General features: G+C 64.8%; 13 protein-coding genes. 6 read left to right on the forward strand and 7 right to left on the reverse strand.

Annotated features, from left to right (window positions below; translation table 11 throughout):
- Window positions 1-116 precede the first annotated feature (116 nt).
- Window positions 117-1598, forward strand: a complete 1482-nt coding sequence (locus tag ACSQ23_RS00630) for an amidase (protein WP_055887814.1) — start codon at window positions 117-119, stop codon at window positions 1596-1598.
- Window positions 1599-1645: 47 nt separating this feature from the next.
- Here the strand turns inward: ACSQ23_RS00630 and phoB are convergent, their stop codons facing one another.
- The 7 genes from phoB to ACSQ23_RS00665 all read right to left on the reverse strand — a co-directional run bounded on the left by phoB (window position 1646) and on the right by ACSQ23_RS00665 (window position 9389).
- Window positions 1646-2347, reverse strand: coding sequence for a phosphate regulon transcriptional regulator PhoB (gene phoB / locus ACSQ23_RS00635; RefSeq protein WP_055047977.1), 702 nt, complete (start codon window positions 2345-2347; stop codon window positions 1646-1648).
- Between the two features lie 99 nt (window positions 2348-2446).
- Window positions 2447-3142, reverse strand: a complete 696-nt coding sequence (gene phoU, locus ACSQ23_RS00640) for a phosphate signaling complex protein PhoU (RefSeq protein WP_055887815.1) — start codon at window positions 3140-3142, stop codon at window positions 2447-2449.
- An 18-nt stretch (window positions 3143-3160) separates the two neighbouring features.
- The gene (gene pstB, locus ACSQ23_RS00645; protein WP_055887818.1) at window positions 3161-3970 is read right to left on the reverse strand and encodes a phosphate ABC transporter ATP-binding protein PstB; all 810 of its coding nucleotides are present in this window, start codon (window positions 3968-3970) and stop codon (window positions 3161-3163) included.
- A gap of 21 nt (window positions 3971-3991) precedes the next feature.
- Window positions 3992-5311 carry a phosphate ABC transporter permease PstA gene (gene pstA / locus ACSQ23_RS00650; RefSeq protein WP_055887821.1) on the reverse strand — a complete coding sequence of 440 codons (1320 nt, stop codon included), beginning with the start codon at window positions 5309-5311 and terminating at the stop codon, window positions 3992-3994.
- Complete coding sequence (gene pstC / locus ACSQ23_RS00655) at window positions 5308-6777, reverse strand: phosphate ABC transporter permease subunit PstC (RefSeq protein ID WP_436089384.1); 1470 nt, start codon at window positions 6775-6777, stop codon at window positions 5308-5310. Before pstC ends, pstA begins: the two co-directional genes overlap by 4 nt.
- Window positions 6778-6876: 99 nt before the next feature.
- Window positions 6877-7899, reverse strand: a complete 1023-nt coding sequence (locus ACSQ23_RS00660) for a PstS family phosphate ABC transporter substrate-binding protein (RefSeq protein WP_436089385.1) — start codon at window positions 7897-7899, stop codon at window positions 6877-6879.
- Between the two features lie 209 nt (window positions 7900-8108).
- Window positions 8109-9389 carry an ATP-binding protein gene (locus ACSQ23_RS00665; protein WP_436089386.1) on the reverse strand — a complete coding sequence of 427 codons (1281 nt, stop codon included), beginning with the start codon at window positions 9387-9389 and terminating at the stop codon, window positions 8109-8111.
- A gap of 103 nt (window positions 9390-9492) precedes the next feature.
- Here ACSQ23_RS00665 and ppk2 point away from each other — a divergent pair, with 103 nt between their 5' ends.
- The 5 genes from ppk2 (at window position 9493) to ACSQ23_RS00690 (ending at window position 15689) form a co-directional block, all read left to right on the forward strand.
- The gene (ppk2, locus tag ACSQ23_RS00670) at window positions 9493-10350 is read left to right on the forward strand and encodes a polyphosphate kinase 2 (RefSeq protein WP_056002641.1); all 858 of its coding nucleotides are present in this window, start codon (window positions 9493-9495) and stop codon (window positions 10348-10350) included.
- Window positions 10351-10474: 124 nt separating this feature from the next.
- The gene (locus ACSQ23_RS00675; RefSeq protein ID WP_436089387.1) at window positions 10475-11311 is read left to right on the forward strand and encodes an N-formylglutamate amidohydrolase; all 837 of its coding nucleotides are present in this window, start codon (window positions 10475-10477) and stop codon (window positions 11309-11311) included.
- Window positions 11311-12834: an amino acid permease gene (locus ACSQ23_RS00680; RefSeq protein WP_055887839.1), complete on the forward strand. Its 1524-nt coding sequence runs from the start codon at window positions 11311-11313 to the stop codon at window positions 12832-12834. Before ACSQ23_RS00675 ends, ACSQ23_RS00680 begins: the two co-directional genes overlap by 1 nt.
- Before the next feature lie 75 nt (window positions 12835-12909).
- Window positions 12910-14277: a glutamine synthetase family protein gene (locus ACSQ23_RS00685; protein ID WP_436089388.1), complete on the forward strand. Its 1368-nt coding sequence runs from the start codon at window positions 12910-12912 to the stop codon at window positions 14275-14277.
- 29 nt (window positions 14278-14306) lie between these two features.
- Window positions 14307-15689 carry an aldehyde dehydrogenase family protein gene (locus ACSQ23_RS00690; RefSeq protein ID WP_436089389.1) on the forward strand — a complete coding sequence of 461 codons (1383 nt, stop codon included), beginning with the start codon at window positions 14307-14309 and terminating at the stop codon, window positions 15687-15689.
- Window positions 15690-15833: the final 144 nt, after the last annotated feature.

Here is a 15833-nt window from a genome sequence, read left to right on the forward strand (position 1 = left end):
CGGGTTAAGGCAAGCGGGAATTGGTATGGTAGGCGCCCGCTGCCCCGTCGAACGGTGCATTGTGCGGGGCGCGCTTCCTGTCGAGTATCCCCCTCAACAACAAGCGGGGGGCAAACATGCCGACAAGCGACTTTTCCTATCTGAGCGCCACCGAACTGGCGCGGCGGATTCGCCAGCGCGAAGTGTCGCCGGTCGAGCTCATGGAGGCGACCATCAGCCGGATCGAGGCGCGCAACCCGAGCCTCAATGCGCTGATCTATCTCGGCTTCGACGATGCGCGGCGCGAGGCGAAAACAGCCGAGGCGGCGGTGATGAGCGGTGCGACGTTGCCGCCGCTGCACGGGGTACCCGCAGCGATCAAGGACCTGTTCGATTTCAAGCCCGGCTGGCCGACGACCTTCGGCGGGGTGCGGGCGCTCAAGGACAATATCGCGCAGTTCCACTGCCCGTTCGCCGAGCGGATCGAAAAGGGCGGCGCAATCCTCGTGGGCAAGACCAATGCCCCGGTGATGGGGTTGCGCGGGGTGACCGACAACTACCTGTTCGGGGCGACCAATAACCCGTTCGATACCACACGCAACCCGGGCGGTTCATCGGGCGGCAGCGCGGCGATCGTCGCCGACGGCTTGGTGTCGATCGCCGAGGGCACCGATGCCGGCGGCTCGATCCGCATCCCGGCAGCCTGGTGCGGAGTCTATGGTTACAAGCCGGCTTTCGGGCGCGTGCCGGTGGTGATGCGACCCAACGCCTTTGCCGGCGACCTGCCCTATGTGTTCGAGGGGCCGATCACCCGCACGGTGGAAGATGCGGCGCTGGCGATGAGTGTGCTCGGCGGGTACGATCCGCGCGACCCGCTGAGCCTTAGCGAGACGGTCGACTATCTCGGTGCGCTGAAGCAATCGATCAAGGGTTTCCGGATCGGCTACAGCCCCAACCTCGATGTGTTCCCGGTCGATCCGCGGGTGGCGGAAACGGTACAGCGGGCCGTCGCGGCGTTCAGCGAAGCCGGCGCGCACGTCGAAGAGATCAAGCTCGGCATCCGCTATTCGCAGCGCGAACTGAGCGAGCTCTGGCTGCGGCTGATGATGCCATTGAACATGGGGACACTGGAGGCGGTAAAGGCGGGCGGGCTCGACCTTCTGGCGGACCACCGCGGCGACTTCCCGCCGGAGTACCTGCACTGGATCGAAAGCTACGGGCAGACGATGACGGCAGCCGACCTCCGACGCGACCAGGCCATGCGGTCGGAGATTTACGACGCGTTCCAGGCCGCGTTCGCCACCTATGACCTGGTGATCACCCCGACGGTTGCCGCGCTGCCGGTGAAGAACGAGGTTGGTGGCAATACGCACGGGCCGCGCGAGGTGAACGGCGAGGCGGTCGACCAGGGGATCGGCTGGTGCCTCACCTACCCGCTCAACTTCACCGGGCATCCGGCTGCGTCGATCCCGGCCGGACTGGTGGATGGGCTGCCGGTCGGCATGCAGATCATCGGCCGGCGTTATGCCGATGCCGATGTGCTGGCGGCCAGCGCGACGTTCGAGCGGCTGCGGCCGTGGGCGGACAGTTATCGGATCTGCGCGGAGCGGGTGATTTAGGGGGCTCCACATCAGAGCGTGGGGCACCCCCACCCTTGATGTGGCGTTCAGCTGACCGCCGCAAACCGCTCGTCAAACGCATAGCCGGCGCCGCGGACGGTGCGGATCGGGTCGGCGTCGCGGTGGCGGTTGATCGCCTTGCGCAGGCGCCCGACATGCACGTCGACGGTGCGCTCGTCGACATAGACGTCGTTGCCCCATACGCCATCGAGCAGCTGCTCGCGGGAGTAGACGCGGCCGGGGTGGCGCATCAGGTATTCGAGCAGGCGGTATTCGGTGGGGCCGAGATGCACCTCGCGGCCGCCGCGCCGGACGCGGTGGCTGGTGCGATCGAGCTCGAGGTCGCCGGCCTTCAGCACCGCGGTGACGAGCTGCGGGCTCGAACGGCGGAGCAGCGCGTTGATGCGGGCCAGCAGCTCGGGGATCGAGAACGGCTTCACCACATAATCGTCGGCGCCGGTGGCAAGGCCGCGGACGCGTTCTTCTTCCTCGCCGCGGGCGGTGATCATGATGATCGGGGTGCGCGCGGTTTCCTCGCGTGAGCGCCAGCGGCGGCAGAGTTCGATGCCGGAAAGGCCCGGCAACATCCAGTCGAGCAGGATCAGATCCGGAACGCCGTCACGGATGCGCTCCACCGCCTCGTCGCCCGAGGCGGCAGTGGCGACCCGGAAGCCTTCGGCTTCGAGGTTGTAGCGCAGCAGGACGGCCAGATCGGCTTCGTCTTCGACGATCAGGATGGTGGCTGACATCGGATCACCCCTAGAGCGCTTTCAGGAAAGCTACGGACCTGAAAGCTCTGTAAATCAAAGGCTTAGACCTTCGCCGTCGCAATGAGACGGCGAAGGGACTTAGCGCGGCTGGCGCTGCTGTTCCTCGGCGCCGAGGTGGCGACCGGTTTCGAGGTAATAGGCAGCTTCGGCGATGTTGGTCGCATGGTCGCCGACGCGCTCGAGGCTCTTGGTGCAGAACAGCAGGTGCGTGCACTGCGTGATGTTGCGCGGATCTTCCATCATATAGGTGAGGAGTTCGCGGAACAGCGAGTTGTACATCGCGTCGACTTCGTCATCGCGGCTGCAGACCTCGACGGCCGCAGCAGAGTCGCGGTTGAGGTAGGCATCGATGGCACTCTTCAGCTGCCGCGCCACCAGTTCCTTCATGTGCTTGACGCCATTGTAGAATTTTGGCGCGAGACCGAGGGACTCGATCTGCATGGCGCGCTTGGCCAACTGCTTGGCCATATCACCGGTGCGCTCGAGGTCATTGGCGACCTGGATCGAGGTCACCACCATGCGCAGGTCCGCCGCCATCGGCTGGCGGCGCGCAATGATCGACACCGCCGCGTCATTGATGCGCTGCTGCATCTCGTCGATCTTCTTGTCGAACAGGCGCACGTCCTGGGCCTGCTTGTGATCGAGCTTGAGCAAGGCGACAGCCGACTCGGTGATGGCCTGTTCGACCATGCCACCCATCTCGGAAATTGCCTTGTTGAGGTTGGTGAGTTCGTCCTCGTAAGAGGAAACGATGTGCTCGTTGAGCGATGCCATTCTCGAGTTCCTCTCGGGTCAGCCGATACGGCCGGTAATGTAGTCCTGCGTCTGCTTGTTCTTGGGATTGGTGAAGATGTCCTCGGTCTTGCCTTCCTCGATGAGCTTACCGAGGTGGAAGAACGCGGTCTTCTGGCTGACGCGGGCGGCCTGCTGCATGGAGTGGGTGACGATGACGATGGTGAAGTTCTCACGCAGTTCGTCGATCAGTTCCTCGATGACGGCGGTGGCGATCGGATCGAGCGCCGAGCAGGGCTCGTCCATCAGCAGCACTTCGGGCTTGGTGGCGATGGCGCGAGCGATGCAGAGGCGCTGCTGCTGACCACCGGAAAGGCCGGTGCCCGGCTCCTGCAGGCGGTCCTTCACTTCGTTCCACAGGCCAGCGCGGCGCAGCGAGGAGTGCACGATCTCATCGAGGTCGGCCTTGTTGCGGGCAATGCCGTGGATCTTGGGGCCGTAGGCGACGTTCTCGTAGATCGACTTGGGGAACGGATTGGGCTTCTGGAACACCATGCCGACGCGGGCACGCAGTTCCACCACGTCGATCGACGGGTCGTAGATATCGTCCTCGTCGAGGTTGATCTTGCCGGTGACGCGGCAGCCGTCGATGGTGTCGTTCATGCGGTTGAGCGAACGGAGAAATGTCGACTTGCCGCAGCCCGAAGGGCCGATCAGCGAGGTGACGTTGAACTGTTCGATCTTCAGGTTGACGTCGAACAGCGCCTGTTTGGCTCCATAGAACACCCCGACATTCTCGCCGGTCATCTTCGGCAGGGCGTTAGGACGCGAGACGGGAGCGGCAAGGGTCGCAGCAGATTCGAGGGACATGTCGGTCATCCAGGTCAGGGGTTACCAGCGGCGCTCGAAGCGGCGGCGGAGGAGAATGGCGGCGAGGTTCATCAGGGCGAGGAACAGCAGCAGCACGATGATGGCGCCCGAGGTGCGCTCGACGAAGGCGCGCTCGGCCTCGTTGGCCCACATGTAGATCTGCACGGGCAAAGCGGTCGCCGGATCGAGCGGCGTCGTCGGGCGGTCGGCGACGAAGGCCACCATGCCGATGAGCAGCAGCGGCGCGGTTTCACCCAGGGCACGGGCGAGGCCGATAATGGTGCCAGTAAGGATGCCCGGGGTGGCGAGCGGCAGCACGTGATCGAACACCATCTGCATCTTCGAGGCACCGATGCCCAGCGCAGCCGAACGGATCGAGGGCGGCACCGAGCGCAGCGCGGCGCGGGTGGCGATGATGATGGTGGGCAGGGTCATCAGCGTGAGGACCAGGCCGCCGACGATCGGCGCCGAACGCGGCATACCGAAGAAGTTGATGAACACCGCCAGCCCGAGCAGGCCGAAGACGATCGAGGGCACCGCCGCGAGGTTGTTGATGTTCACCTCGATGAAGTCGGTGAAGCGGTTCTTCTTGGCGAACTCCTCGAGATAGATCGAGGCGGCAACGCCGATGGGGAGCGCGCAGAGCAGCACGATTGCCATCATGTAGAGCGAGCCGACGAGCGCCACGCCGAGCCCGGCGGTCTCGGGGCGGCTGGAGGCGCCGAAAGTGAGCAGGCCCCAGTTGAACGGCGTCGAGATGGCGCCTTCCTGTTTCAGCTGATCGAGCCAGGCGACCTGCTGGTCGGAGACCTTGCGCTTATCCTGGGGCACCGTGAGATCGATCTGGCCCTTGTTGGCGCTGTCGATATCGGCGGCGGCGAGCAGGGTGACGTTGCGGGTGGTGCCGATCACCGAGGGGTCGGCGACGACGATCTCGCGCAGCGTCGAGCGCGAACCATCGGAGACGAACTTGGCGATGTCGCGCATTGCCGCCTTGTCGTCGGTCGAGACGCCGAGCGCCTTGGCCACGGCGTTGCGGGCGATGATCGGGTAGTTGGCGGAGACGAGGACGCGCGGGTTGGTGGCGCGCTCGTTGTCCTTGTCGATGATCGAGGCAGAGAACTCGACCGGCACGGTGATCGCGGTCTGGACGAAGGCGGTGTAACCTTTCGAAAAGATCGAAACCAGCAGGATGGCAAGGAAGCCGAGGCCGATGATGATGGCCACGATGCCATAGAGGCGGAAACGGAACTCGGCGGCGTGGCGGCGCCTCAGGCCGAAATCACGACGGGCCGAAGCCGCGGTGGCCACAGTGGCGTGGGGCAAGGCTGCGTCGGTCATTCATACTGCTCCCGATACTTGCGCACGATGTAGAGCGCGTAGACGTTCATGCCGAGCGTCAGCGTGAAGAGGGTGAGGCCGAGGGCGAAGGCAACCAGGGTCTGCGGCGAGTTGAACTCGAGGTCGCCGGTGAGCTGGTTGACGATCTTGACCGTGATGGTGGTCATCGCCTCGAACGGGTTGAAGTTGATGCGGGCGGCGACACCCGCGGCGAGCACCACGATCATGGTTTCGCCGATGGCGCGCGAGGCGGTGAGCAGCAGCGCGCCGACGATGCCGGGGAGCGCGGCCGGCAGGATCACCTTGCGGATGGTCTCCGACCGGGTGGCGCCAAGCGCCAGCGAGCCGTCACGCATGGCGCGGGGCACGGCGGTGATCACGTCATCGGAGAGCGAGGAGACCACCGGGATCAGCATCACGCCCATGACGATGCCGGCGGTGAACACCGACTGCGCCTGGATGAAGGAGAAGCCACCGGCGAGCGCGGCCGAAAGATCGCGGAAGAACGGCCCGAGCGTCACCACGGCGAAGATGCCGTAGACGATGGTGGGGATGCCCGCGAGCAGTTCGAGCAGCGGCTTGACCGTCGAGCGCACCCGGTTCGAGGCGTATTCGCCCATATAGACGGCGGCCATCAGACCGACCGGCACGGCGAACAGCATCGAGACCAGGGCGATGTAGAGCGTACCCATGAGCAGCGGGATCAGGCCGAACTGGCCCTCGCTGCCGCTGGAGCCGGCTGCGGCGAAACGCGGATCCCAGACGGTGCCGAAGAAGAAGGTCAGCGGGTTGACGTCGGAGAAGAAGTGGATGGTCTCGCCCAGCATCGACAGGATAATGCCGACAGTGGTGAGGACGGCGACCGTCGAGGCAGCCAGCAGCGACCACAGCACCACCCGTTCGACCTGGTTGCGGGCCCTGAGGCGCAGCCGGATGCGGGAATAGGCGAAGGCAGCGCCGGCGAGCGCCAGCAGCAGTGTCAGGCCCTGGCCGATCAGCTTGTGGACGCCGGCATCGGCATTCACGCCGGCGGCGAGCGGCACCATGTAGTCCTCGCCGCTCTCGGCAAGGCTGATGCCCGCGGACGTCGCCATGTCGCGGAGCGCCGCATAGGAGGTCGGAACATTGGCGCCCGACAGATCAAGCTGGGTCAGTGCGTTCGACGCATTGCGGACAATGCCGATGGAAAGGCTGGCGGCTGCCGGGTCGGCGATGTGGGCCGTGACCTCTGAGCGGATGCGGCTATCGAGCAGGCCGGCCGAGATGGAGCTGACAACGAGAAAGACCAGCAGCGCCGGGACGGTGGCGAAGATGAAGGCGAGCCAGCCGTGATAGGTCGGCAGCGAGTGCGCGACTTCCTTGGACCGGTCGGTGCCGTCGCGCTGCACGCGGGCGCGCTGGGCGGCGAAGAAATAGGCCAAGGCACCAATGGCCAGAACGATTGCAACTACCCAGCCTGCTGACATGACGCCTCACTTGCCCCGGTTAGACCGCCACTACGGGCGGGTAGACCCGCTATGCGGGGAGACGGCGCGGGCCCATGGAGCCCGCGCCGAGACGTCGTATCAGAGAGCCGTACCGGCTTCGAACTTGGCGCGGATCTCTTCGCGCTCCGCATCGGGAGCCGCCACGAGGCCATACTGAGCGAGCGGCGAGTCCGGCCCGATCATGTCGTCAGAGATGAAGAAGTCGACATATTCCTTGAGGCCCGGGATGACGCCGATGTGCGCCTTCTTGACGTAGAAGAACAGCGGACGGCTGACCGGGTATTCACCCGACGAGATGGTCTCGGTCGAGGGGACGACGCCACCGACGGTCGCAACCTTCAGCTTGTCGGCATTGTTCTCGTAGAAGGCGAGGCCGAAGACGCCGACGCCGGTCTTGTTGCTGTCGATGCGCGCCAGGGTCTCGGTGTAGTCGCCATCGATGTCGACGGCCTTGCCGTCCTTGCGGATGGCGATGCAGGCCTTGGCAACGGCATCGTCAGCCACGCCAGCGGCCTTCAGGGCGTCCTTGTCGCAGCCGGCGTCGAGGAGCTTGGTCTCGAACACTTCGCGGGTGCCGTGCTTCTCGCCCGGGATGTAGGCAGCGATATCCCACTCTGGGAACGCCGCGTTCACTTCCGACCACTTGGTGTAGGGGTTGTCGACGAGCTTGCCGTCAACCACGACCTGGGCGGCGAGAGCCTTGTAGATGTCGGCGGGCTGGATGGCGAAATCCGGGCCGGCGATGTCGGTGGCGAAGACGATGCCGTCATAGCCGATCTTGACTTCCTCGACGTCGGCGACGCCGTTGGTCTTGCAGGTCTCGAGCTCTTCGGCCTTCATCGGACGCGAGGAGTTCGCGATGTCGATCTTGTCTTCGCCGACGCCTTCACAGAACTGCTTGATGCCAGCGCCCGAACCACCGGACTCGACGACCGGGGTCTTGAAGTCCGGGAAGGCCTCGCCGAACGACTCGGCGACGATCTTGGCATAGGGGAGAACGGTGGACGAACCGGCGACCTGGACCTGGTCGCGCGCCGCGGCGGCACCAAGGCCAGCGGCAAGCGCGATAACCGCGGCGCTCGCGAAAACTGCAATCTTCATGATGATGTTCCCTTTCGGAAGGATCGGCCCTTTCAGGCCAGTCGACGGTCCCGGTTCCTCCGGCCGCCCTGTCTGCAAGGCGGAACCTAGGGGCGTTGTCACAAGGTTTTATGACACTGGGATTGCATTTCTGTGACAGCCTAGATCGTTGATCTATAAGCGCTATTCCCTGGAACCGAGATTGCGGCCTGTGGAAAGCCGGGCAACTGTCATTTTCTGAGCAGCACGTCGACGCGAGTGCCCTGCCCCGGCTGGCTCTTGATGGTCAGTACGCCGTGATGGCGGGTAACGATGTGCTTGACGATGGCGAGGCCGAGGCCGGTGCCCTTCTTCTTGCGGCTGGTATCGGCATCGACGCGATAGAAGCGTTCGGTGAGGCGCGGCACGTGCTCGGCGGCGACCCCAACGCCGTGATCGACTACCGAGACGATGGCATCGAAATCGCGACGACCGGCATCGGGCGACAGCGTAATGTCGATGGTATCCCCGTCGGCACCGTACTTGATGGCGTTGTCGATGAGGTTCTCGAACACCTCGTAGAGCTCGTCGCGATCGCCGCTGACGGTGACCGGTTCATCCGGCGCCTGCACCCTGAGCTTGGTGTCGGTATCTTCGGCGAGCTTGTTGAGGCCCTCGGCCACTTCGCGCAGCAACGCGCCCAGTTCGACCGGAGCGGTGGGCCGCATGTGCTGGCGCATCTCGATGCGGCTCAGCGACAGGAGATCCTCGATCAGCTTGGCCATACGGGCGGCCTGGCCGCGCATCAGCCCGAGGAAGCGCTCGCGGGCTTCCTTGTCGTTGGCGGCGGGGCCGAGCAGCGTATCGATGAAACCGACCAGCGACGTCAGCGGCGTGCGGAGCTCATGGCTGGCATTGGCGATGAAATCGGTGCGCAGCATCTCGAGGCGCTTTTCCTCGGTCTGGCTCTGCAGGGTGATGACCAGCACGCCATCATTGAGCGGATCGCCGGCGGCGAGCGGCGCCACGGTGGCCTTGTACCAGGTCTCGGTGGGGACAGTCTGGTGCAGCTCGATGGTCTGCGACGCGCCGAGCCGGGCGGCCTCGATGGCGGCGAGCAGTTGCGGAAAACGCATGGTGAAGGCGATCGGGCTGCCGGCGACGACACCGGGGAAGTGCCGCGCCGCGTGCCCGTTGAGATGGACGATCACGCTGCGCCGGTCGATGACGATCGAGGGGTCGGGCAGCGCATCGGCAAAGTGCCGGACGGCATCGGCAAAGGCGAGCTCGGTGGTGCTGGCGCCGGGTGCCACGCCACTCGCCGACTCGCTAGTCTCCGGCACCACCGCGGCGATGGCGACGATGACGGCGTAGGCGAGGATATCGAGCCAGGGATCGATGAGGTTGAGCCCGGCCAGGGTCATGAACACCAGGCCCATGGCGAGCAGCATCAGCAGCCGGCCGTAAAGCCGGGCCCTGACCGTATCGAGCCACGTGATCCCCGTCGCCGAGCGCTGCGCTTCTTCCGCCATCGAGCCTTCCTTGGAGCCCACGGGGCGATTCACCCCGGCTTGCCAGACGGGGGTGTTCATAGCACGGTTGTGACACCGTCATGACAGGCCACGGAGTTCGTTCATGTCCGACGCATTGGAGGGCTTCGACCTCGAAGACCCGGTGCTGCCCCGCTCAATCAAGAAGAAGGCGCTCGAAAGCGGGGGCTTTCCCTATGACGAGAAGCTGGATTCTGACGTCTACGAGGCCGAGATGCTGCAGGTGCAGCGGCAGCTGGCACTGCTGCAGCACGACCAGCAGAAGACGGGCAAGCGGATCGTCATCGTGTTCGAGGGGCGCGACGCGGCCGGCAAGGGTGGCTCGATCGCCAGCTATCTCGAGAACCTCAACCCCCGCTTCAACATGTCGGTCGCCCTGCCCAAGCCATCGGATCGCGAACGCACGCAGTGGTACTTCCAGCGCTATGTCGACTGGATGCCGGCGGCGGGCGAGCAGGTGCTGTTCGACCGCTCCTGGTACAACCGGGCGGGCGTCGAGCCGGTGATGGGGTTCTGCACACCGGAGGAGACCACGCGCTTCCTCGGGGCGGTGCCGGACTTCGAGAAGATGCTGGTGGAGGACGGCATCCACCTGTTCAAATTCTGGCTGACCATCGGCCGTGAGATGCAGCTGAAGCGCTTTCACGACCGGCGGCATGATCCGCTGAAGGTGTGGAAACTGTCGCCGATCGACCTCGAGGCGCTGAAGCGCTTCGACGATTACACCAAAGCGCGCAACCGCATGCTGGAGGCGAGCCACACCGAGCATGCGCCGTGGCGGATCGTGTTCAACAACGACAAGAAACGCGGGCGGCTGGGGATCATCCGTTCCGTGCTGCAGGCGCTCAGCTATGAGGGCAAGGACGACAAGCTGATCGGCGCGGTGGACGGCAAGATCGTCGTCGCGCCGCAGGCCTTCATGAAGTCCCACAGCGAGATGTAGCGGGTGGATTGACCAGACGGTCAAAAACCCGTCAACTGCTCGTTAACGAACCGTACGGAAGCCTCGTACGGCGCGAACAGCAGGGGCGAAGGCTTGGGGGCCGGCACGTCCCACAGGGGTCAGTATGGTGGGCCACAAGGCCGGCGCGAACCACGAGGCGAGCGTCATTCCGCCAGTGCTGGTGTTCAACACCGAGGGGCGATCGCCTTTCGTGCTGGCCTGCGACCATGCCTCGAACCGCTTCCCCGACCACTATGGTGACCTTGGCCTGACGCCGCACCAGCGGCTGATGCATGTCGCCTGGGACCCGGGCGCGATGGCGGTGGCGCTCGAGCTCAGCGAGTTGCTCGACGCGCCATTGGTGGCCTCGACGGTCAGCCGGCTGGTGATCGACTGCAACCGCGACCATGAGGCGCCGGACCTGATCCCGGTGGTGTCGGAGCGAACCGACATCCCCGGCAACAAGGGGATCGGCGACAACGAGCGGGCGGAGCGGATCGGGGCGTACCACGCGCCGTTTCATGGGGCGCTCGAGGCTGTGCTCGACCGACGCAAGGCCGCGGGGATCGAGACGGTGCTGGTGACGGTGCATTCGTTCACCCCGGTCTACAAGGATGTGCCGCGGCCATGGCCGATCGGGCTGATCCATGGGCGGGACGACCGGTTCACCGCGGCGCTGCGCGAGGCGCTGGCGGCGGACGATGCGAGCCTCGATATCGGCTGGAACCAGCCCTACTCGGCGCTCAACGGCGTCACCTACACCCTTGAGCATCACGGCGACGGGCGAGGGCTCGAATCGTCGATGATCGAGATCCGGCACAACGAAATTCTCGAACCAGAAGGGGTGAGCCTGTGGGCCGCCCGGCTGGCCCGCTGCCTCACTGCCGCGCTTGGGTCGCGCGGCGGGGCAGCGGCTACATCGCCGACCGACCAGAACACGTCAGTTCACAGGAGGGTTTGATGGCTGACATTCCGTCTAGTGCCACGGGCACGCAGGCGGGTGGTGTGAAATACGCCACCCGCGACAAGACCTATTTCGAAAAGCGCGGCCTGCAGCGCTATGCCGGCATCTGGTCACTCTGGGCGCTGGGCGTCGGCGCGGTGATCTCGGGCCACTTTTCGGGCTGGAATTTCGGCTTCGCCACCGGCGGCTGGGGCGGCATGCTGGTGGCCGGCATCATCATTGCCATCATGTATCTGGGCCTGACCTTCTCGATCGCCGAGATGAGCCCGGCGCTGCCCCATACCGGCGCCGCCTACTCGTTCGCGCGCAGTTCGATGGGGCCCTGGGGTGGGTTCGTCACCGGGCTGTTCGAGAACGTCGAGTATGTGCTGACGCCGGCGGTGATCTGCACGTTCATCTCGGCGTATTTCGGCTCGATCACCGGGCTCGATACATCGCTCTACCCGGTCTTATGGATCGTGTTCTACGCCATCTTCCTCGCGCTCAACATTTTCGGGGTGGCGCTGAGCTACAAGGTGACGCTGGCGGTGACGCTGATCTCCTTGGCGGGGCTGGCGTTCTTCTACATCAGCGCCTTCGGGCATATCGACTTCTCGCGTTGGGCGCTGAACATCGCGCCTGATGGCTCGGAGCTGCCGGAAGGCGGTGGCGATTGGTTCCCCAAGGGCTTTGGCGGCGTGCTCGCCACCCTGCCCTTCGCGGTCTGGCTGTTCCTCGCCATCGAGCAGGTGCCGCTGGCAGCCGAGGAATCGGTCGATCCGAAGCGCGATATGCCGCGTGGCATCATGCTGGGCTTTGCGACGCTGGCGCTCTCGGCCTTCCTCGTGGTGCTGCTCAACCCCTCGATCGCAGGGGTCGGTTCGTTCGCGCTGGGCTCGTCGCTGGAGCCGGCGCTCGACGGTATCCGCGCCATGTTCCCGGATGTGGGCTGGGCTGCTTCGGCCTTTGGCGTCGTGGCGCTGATCGGCCTCGTCGCCTCGTTCCACACCATCCTCTACGCCCAGGGCCGCCAGGTCTATTCGCTGAGCCGCGCCGGCTATTTCCCGTCGGCGCTGTCGGAGACGCATGCCAAGTACAAGACCCCGCATTTCGCCATGATCGCGGGCGCGGCCCTGGGTCTCGGCGTGATGCTGGTGATCTGGTACGCCAATGGCGGCGGCGGCGGTGGCGAAACGCAGCTGGGTGACGACATCATCGGTTCGGTGCTGCTCAACATGGCGGTGTTCGGTGCGATGCTGAGCTATATCGCGCAGGCGCTGAGCTTCATCATCCTCAGGCGCAAGCTGCCCAACATCGAGCGGCCGTTCAAAAGCCCGGTGGGCGTTCCCGGTGCGGTGGTGACCATCATCATCGCCGCCGTGACGCTGGGCTACCAGATCCAGGATCCGAACTTCTTCAAGGGCGTGATCTGGGTGATCGTCTGGTGCGCCGTCGGCATCGTCTATTTCGCGCTGGTCGGCCGACACAAGCTCATCCTCTCGCCCGAGGAAGAGTTCGCGCTCGAACACGCCAAGAAATAGCGACCAAGGGGGCCGCGGCCCGGCGCTGCGGCCCCCTTACCAACAACAAGACCAGCGTTCTGAGGGAGTTCTGCCATGGCGCAAGCCGCCTATACGCTCGATCAACTGAAGGCCGACGTGAAAGCCGGCACCATCGACACCGTGCTGGTGGCGTTTCCCGACATGCAGGGCCGGCTGATCGGCAAGCGCTTCCAGGCCGAGTTCTTCCTCGACGGGGCGATCGACGAGACGCATGGCTGCGACTACCTGCTCGCCAACGATATCGACATGGAGCCGGTGCCCGGCTACGAGGCGGCCAACTGGGCCAAGGGCTATGGCGATTTCGTCATGAAGCCGGACCTCGCAACGCTGATGAAGGCGGCCTGGCTCGAGGGTACGGCGATCATCCTCGCCGACCTCGTCGATCACCACCATCACGAGCCGATCCCGCATAGCCCGCGCGCTATCCTCAAGGCGCAGCTGAAGCGGCTGGAAAAGCTCGGATTGACGGCGAATTTCGCCTCGGAGCTGGAGTTCTACCTGTTCGACGAGAGCTTCCGCTCGGCCTGGGACAAGGGTTACCGGAACCTCACCACCGCCGGCTATTACATCCAGGATTACCACATCTTCCAGACCACCAAGGAAGAAGGGGTGCTGCGCGACATGCGGCGGCAGTTGCAGGCATCGGGCATTCCGGTGGAGAACTCGAAGGGCGAATGGGGCCCCGGCCAGGAAGAGCTCAACGTGCGCTATGCCGATGCGCTGACCATGGCAGACCGGCACGTGGTGATGAAGAACGCGATGAAGGAAATCGCGCATAACCACGGCAAAGCCATCACCTTCATGGCCAAGTGGGATTTCGGCCTCGCCGGCTCATCGAGCCACATCCATATGAGCCTAGCCAAAGCCGGCAAGAACGCCTTCATCGACAGCAAGGACAAGCTCGGCATGTCCGACCTGATGAAGCATTTCATGCAGGGGCTGCTGACCTATGCCGGCGACATCACCTATTTCCTCGCGCCGTTCATCAATTCCTACAAGCGCTTCCAGGCGGGAACCTTCGCGCCGACCAAGGCGATCTGGTCGTCGGACAACCGCACGGCGGGGTTTCGCCTCTGCGGCGAAAACACCAAGGGGGTGCGCGTCGAGTGCCGGATCGGCGGGGCGGACCTCAACCCCTATCTCGCCTATGCGGCGCTGATCGCGGCCGGGCTGAAGGGGGTCGAGGACAAGCTGCCGCTGGAGCCGGCCTTCACCGGCGACGCCTATGTCGGCGAGAAGCTACGGGAAGTGCACAAGACGCTGCGCGACGCGATTGCCGCGATGCAAAGCTCGAGCATGCTGCGCGAGGCGTTCGGCGAGCCGGTGATCGGGCATTACGTGCATACCGGCAACTGGGAGCAGTTCGAATACGACCGGCGAGTCACCGATTGGGAGTTGAAGCGCGGCTTCGAGCGCAGCTAGAACTCCGGGCACAACGATATAGGTGACAGATGACCGACAGGGTCCAGATCGTCTCGCCCATCGATGGGCGGGTGTATGCCGAGCGCAAGGTCGCCACCGGCGCCGAGATCGACGCAGCGGTGGCCAAGACCCGGCGGGCCCGCGAGGTCTGGGCCGAGGTGACGGTGAAGGAGCGGGTGAAGTTCCTCGAGCACTTCCTCGATGCGCTGCTCGCCAGAAACGACGAGATCGTACCGGAGCTGGCCTGGCAGATGGGCCGGCCGGTGCGCTATGGCGGGGAGAAGCGCGGCGTCGAAGAACGCTCGCGCTACATGATCGGCATTGCCGAGGAGAGCCTCAAGCCGTCGATGCGACCGGACAAGCCGGGCTTCACGCGCTGGATCGCCCGCGAGCCGCTGGGCACGGTGATGGTGATCGCGCCGTGGAACTACCCGTATCTGACGGCGATCAACACGATCGTGCCGGCGCTGATGGCGGGCAACGCGGTGCTCCTGAAGCATGCGTCGCAGACGCTGCTGGTGGGCGAGCGCTTCGCCGAGGCGTTCCAGGCGGCCGGAATGCCGGACGGGCTGTTCCAGAACCTGGTGCTGAACCACGCCGATACCGAAAAGCTGATCGGCTCGGGCAAGATCGACCACATCAATTTCACCGGCTCGGTGGAAGGCGGGCGGCGGATCGAGCGCGCTGCAGCGGGGACCTTTGCAACGCTGGGGCTGGAGCTCGGCGGCAAGGACCCGGCCTATGTGCGCGAAGATGCGAACCTGACGCACGCGGTGGAGAACCTGGTCGACGGCTCGTTCTTCAATTCCGGGCAGAGCTGCTGCGGGGTGGAGCGCATCTACGTGCACGCCTCGGTCTATGACCGCTTCGTCAAGGATTTTGTCGAGAACGCCCGGAGCTGGACGCTGGGTAACCCGCTCGACGCCGACACCATGGTCGGGCCGATGGCGACGCCACGCTTTGCCGACCTGGTGCGTGGGCAGACGCTGGAAGCGCTGCGGAAGGGCGCCAAGGCGCATCTCAATTCGAAGCACGACCTCGACGAGGAGAGCTCGCCTTACCTGGCGCCGGAAGTGCTGACCAACGTCAACCACCAGATGGCGGTGATGCGCGAGGAGAGTTTTGGGCCGGTGGTCGGCATCATGAAAGTGCGCGACGATGCCGAGGCGATCGAGCTGATGAATGACAGCCCGTATGGGTTGACCGCCTCGATCTGGACCGAAGATCTCGAGGCGGCGGCCAAGCTTGGTGCGAAAGTCGAGACCGGCACGGTGTTCGCCAACCGCTGCGACTATCTCGATCCGGCGCTGGTGTGGACCGGGGTCAAGGAAACCGGCAAAGGCGGCGCCCTGAGCGAGATCGGCTATGCCAACCTGACGCAGCCCAAGAGCTATCATTTGAAGAAGGTGTGAGGCACCGCCTCATCGTTGGGGCACGGTTGGTGCCACCCCCACCGGGTCATTCCCGCGAAAGCGGGAAACCCCGTTGGGGGGTGAGACGTAAACAGAGATCCCCGCTTTCGCGGGAATGACCCGGTGGAGAACTGGGCTATCGGG

It is taken from the genome of Devosia sp. LjRoot16, from assembly GCF_964252795.1.
In the GTDB taxonomy this organism is placed as follows: Bacteria; Pseudomonadota; Alphaproteobacteria; order Rhizobiales; family Devosiaceae; genus Devosia_A.

What these genes read in the sequence shown, in the direction of transcription:
- ACSQ23_RS00630 (WP_055887814.1), top strand. Translation starts at nt 117, where the DNA reads ATGCCGACAAGCGACTTTTCCTATCTGAGCGCCACCGAACTGGCGCGG.
- phoB (WP_055047977.1), bottom strand. Translation starts at nt 2,347, where the DNA reads ATGTCAGCCACCATCCTGATCGTCGAAGACGAAGCCGATCTGGCCGTC.
- phoU (WP_055887815.1), bottom strand. Translation starts at nt 3,142, where the DNA reads ATGGCATCGCTCAACGAGCACATCGTTTCCTCTTACGAGGACGAACTC.
- pstB (WP_055887818.1), bottom strand. Translation starts at nt 3,970, where the DNA reads ATGTCCCTCGAATCTGCTGCGACCCTTGCCGCTCCCGTCTCGCGTCCT.
- pstA (WP_055887821.1), bottom strand. Translation starts at nt 5,311, where the DNA reads ATGACCGACGCAGCCTTGCCCCACGCCACTGTGGCCACCGCGGCTTCG.
- pstC (WP_436089384.1), bottom strand. Translation starts at nt 6,777, where the DNA reads ATGTCAGCAGGCTGGGTAGTTGCAATCGTTCTGGCCATTGGTGCCTTG.
- ACSQ23_RS00660 (WP_436089385.1), bottom strand. Translation starts at nt 7,899, where the DNA reads ATGAAGATTGCAGTTTTCGCGAGCGCCGCGGTTATCGCGCTTGCCGCT.
- ACSQ23_RS00665 (WP_436089386.1), bottom strand. Translation starts at nt 9,389, where the DNA reads ATGGCGGAAGAAGCGCAGCGCTCGGCGACGGGGATCACGTGGCTCGAT.
- ppk2 (WP_056002641.1), top strand. Translation starts at nt 9,493, where the DNA reads ATGTCCGACGCATTGGAGGGCTTCGACCTCGAAGACCCGGTGCTGCCC.
- ACSQ23_RS00675 (WP_436089387.1), top strand. Translation starts at nt 10,475, where the DNA reads ATGGTGGGCCACAAGGCCGGCGCGAACCACGAGGCGAGCGTCATTCCG.
- ACSQ23_RS00680 (WP_055887839.1), top strand. Translation starts at nt 11,311, where the DNA reads ATGGCTGACATTCCGTCTAGTGCCACGGGCACGCAGGCGGGTGGTGTG.
- ACSQ23_RS00685 (WP_436089388.1), top strand. Translation starts at nt 12,910, where the DNA reads ATGGCGCAAGCCGCCTATACGCTCGATCAACTGAAGGCCGACGTGAAA.
- ACSQ23_RS00690 (WP_436089389.1), top strand. Translation starts at nt 14,307, where the DNA reads ATGACCGACAGGGTCCAGATCGTCTCGCCCATCGATGGGCGGGTGTAT.